2 protein-coding genes and 1 pseudogene are annotated in these 2,819 nt (G+C 76.2%); all 3 read right to left on the bottom strand.

What is annotated here, in order from left to right; all coding sequences use genetic code 11:
• Positions 1-9: 9 nt before the first annotated feature.
• Positions 10-1,203 (bottom strand): 4-hydroxybenzoate 3-monooxygenase, encoded by a 1,194-nt coding sequence (locus D471_RS0117425; RefSeq protein ID WP_017599807.1) that lies wholly within the window; start codon positions 1,201-1,203, stop codon positions 10-12.
• Positions 1,200-2,351, bottom strand: a complete 1,152-nt coding sequence (gene pcaDC / locus D471_RS0117430) for a bifunctional 3-oxoadipate enol-lactonase/4-carboxymuconolactone decarboxylase PcaDC (protein ID WP_017599808.1) — start codon at positions 2,349-2,351, stop codon at positions 1,200-1,202. Before pcaDC ends, D471_RS0117425 begins: the two co-directional genes overlap by 4 nt.
• A 209-nt stretch (positions 2,352-2,560) precedes the next feature.
• Positions 2,561-2,819: pseudogene (locus D471_RS34860) on the bottom strand (3-carboxy-cis,cis-muconate cycloisomerase); the annotation flags it as partial.

The raw sequence follows: 2,819 nt of genomic DNA on the forward strand, positions 1-2,819 counted from the left end.
CCGGGGGTGTCAGGCGAACGGCAGGCCGGTGTAGTTCTCCGCCAGGTCGGCCGCGGCGAAGGGCGAGGTGGCCACCCGGTCGAGTTGGGACAGCTGCAGACGGGTGTCGAACCCCGGCTGCCCGGGGTCGGTGTGCAGGGTCGTGGTCATCAGGTACGAGAAGTGCTCCGCCCGCCACACCCGCCGCAGACAGGTCGCGGAGTAGGCCTCCAGTTGCTCCGTCGACCCGGTCGTGCGCAGATGCGCGAACGCCCGGGCCAGGACGGCCACGTCGGAGACGGCCAGGTTGAGCCCCTTGGCGCCCGTGGGCGGCACGATGTGCGCGGCGTCCCCGGCCAGGAACAGGCGGCCGTGCCGCATCGGCTCGGTCACCGAACTGCGCATCGGCAGCACCGACTTGGCGGTGATCGGCCCCCGGTTCAGGTGCCACGTCCCGTCGGCGCCCAGGCGCGCGTCCAGTTCGTCCCAGATCCGCTCGTCCGGCCAGTCCGCCGGGTCCTCGCCGTTGGCCACCTGGAGGTAGAGGCGGCTCACCGACGGGGAGCGCATGCTCGCCAACGCGAAGCCCCGGTCCGAGTGGGCGTAGACCAGCTCGTCGTAGGCGGGCGGGGCCTCGGCCGTCACCCCCAGCCACGAGTACGGGTAGACGCGCTCGAAGGTGCGGCTCCCCCCCCGCGGGGCGGCCTGGCGGGCCACCCCGTGGTAGCCGTCGCAGCCCACCACGTAGTCGCAGGTGAGGGTGTGCTCCCGACCCTGGTGGGTGTAGCGGACGGTGCAGCGGTCGGCGTCGATCCCCTCCACCGCGTGGACGGGGGCCTCGAACAGCAGGGGCTCTCCGTCGGCCAGGCGCAGGGCGACCAGGTCCTTGACCATCTCCGTCTGGGCGTACACCCAGACCCGGCGGCCCCCCGTCAGGGACGGGAAGTCGACGCGGTGGCTGCGGCCGTCGAAGCGCAGTTCGATCCCGTCGTGCGGGATGCCCTCGCGGTCCAGCCGGTCGGCGGCACCCGCCTCGCGCAGCGTCTCCACCGTCCCCTGCTCCATGATTCCGGCGCGCTGGCGCTGTTCCACGTAGTCGCGGTCGCGGCTCTCCAGCACGACGCAGTCGAGGCCCGAGCGGTGCAGCAGCCGCGCCAGGAGGAGCCCGGCGGGGCCCGCCCCGATGACGGCGACGGTGGTCTGGCGTGGGTGGGACACGGTCACTCCTCGTTGAGGTCGGCCAGCACGCGCTGGGCGGTGGCGAAGGCGGAGTTGGCGGCGGGCACCCCGCAGTAGATCGCGGACTGCAGGATCACCTCGCCGATCTCGTCGGGGGACAGGCCGTTGGTGAGGGCGGCGCGCACGTGCATGGCCAGCTCGTCGTGGTGCCCGCGCGCGACCAGGGCGGTCAGCGTCACACAGCTGCGGGTGCGCCGGTCCAGACCGGGGCGGGTCCAGATCTCACCCCAGGCGTAGCGGGTGATGAGGTCCTGGAAGTCGGCGGTGAACGCGGTGGTGCGCGCCACCGCGCGGTCGACGTGCGCGTCGCCGAGGACGGCCCGCCGCACGGCCGTCCCGGCCGCGTGCCGCCCGCCGTCGGTGCCGGGGGACAGGTGCCCGAGCAGGGCGGCGGTGACGGCCTCGGGCCGTTCGACCCCCGCCAGGTGGCCCGCGCCGCCGATCTCGGTCAGGTTCGCGCCGGGGATCCCGTCGGCCAGCACGCGCCCGTGTGCGGGCGGGGTGGCGCGGTCCCCGCGACCGGAGACGACGAGGGTCGGTGCTCCGACGTCGCCGAGGCGGTCCCGCAGGTCGTGGGCGGCCAGGGCGTCGCAGCAGGCGGCGTAGCCCGCGGGGTCCGTGCGTTCCAGGTCGGCCAGGAGTCCTTTGCCCGCGAGGGTGTCGGCGGTGCCGGGGTCGGCGAACCAGCGTCGCGGGGCCGTGCCGAGCAGGGCGGCGGTCCCCTCCCGCCGCACCAGGTCGGCGCGCTCGCGCCACGCCGCGGGGTCGCCGAACCGTGCGGACGAGCAGACCAGGACCAGGGAGGCCACCCGCTCGGGGTGGTGCGCGGCCAGGTGGGCGCCGACGGCCCCGCCCAGGGAGACCCCGGCGTAGTGGAAGGTCGCCCAACCCCGGGCGTCGGCCAGGTCGAGGACGAGGCGGGCCAGGTCGGCGACGGTGGCCCCGGATTCCGATAGGACGGAGGCGGGCGAGCGGCCGTGGCCGGGCAGGTCGTAGCGCAGGACCCGGTGGTCGCGGGCCAGGGCGGGCAGTTGGGGGTCCCACACGGACAGGGAGGTGCCCAGGGAGGGGCCGAGGATCAGCGGCGGCGCGCCCTCGGGGCCGTCGAGGCGGTGGTGGAGCGGGTCGGTCACGGGTTCTCCGTCAGATGTTCGGGGACGTCCGCCGGGCCTGGGGAGCTCACCGGGAGCCTCGTCGGCGAGGACGTCGGCGGGTCGGGTGTCGGGGCGCCCGGCGCCGGTGTGGGCGCGCTGGGCCGTTCGCGTCCTCCGGGCGCGGGAGGGCCGGGTCCCTTCGAGGGGCGAACCGCCCGTCTCCGCGGAGACGGGCGGGTGCGGCGGCCTCACCCGGATCCTCGGGGGTCGGCCAGGGCGCGGTCGACCAGGAGGGGCGCGGCACCGAGGTAGGCGGCCGGGTCGGTCAGGTCCGCGAGGAACCCCTCCGGCGGGTCCGCGAGATCGGGCGCGTCGCGCAGGACCTCGGCCAGGGGCAGGCCCTCCTCGGCCGCGCGGCGGGACGCGCGGGTGAGCAGCTCCTTGGCGCGGGCGCGGCCGACCCGGGCGGCCAGGGCGGCGGCGATCCGCTCGGAGGGGATCCGCCCG

Source organism: Nocardiopsis lucentensis DSM 44048 (genome assembly GCF_000341125.1).
GTDB lineage: Bacteria > Actinomycetota > Actinomycetes > Streptosporangiales > Streptosporangiaceae > Nocardiopsis > Nocardiopsis lucentensis.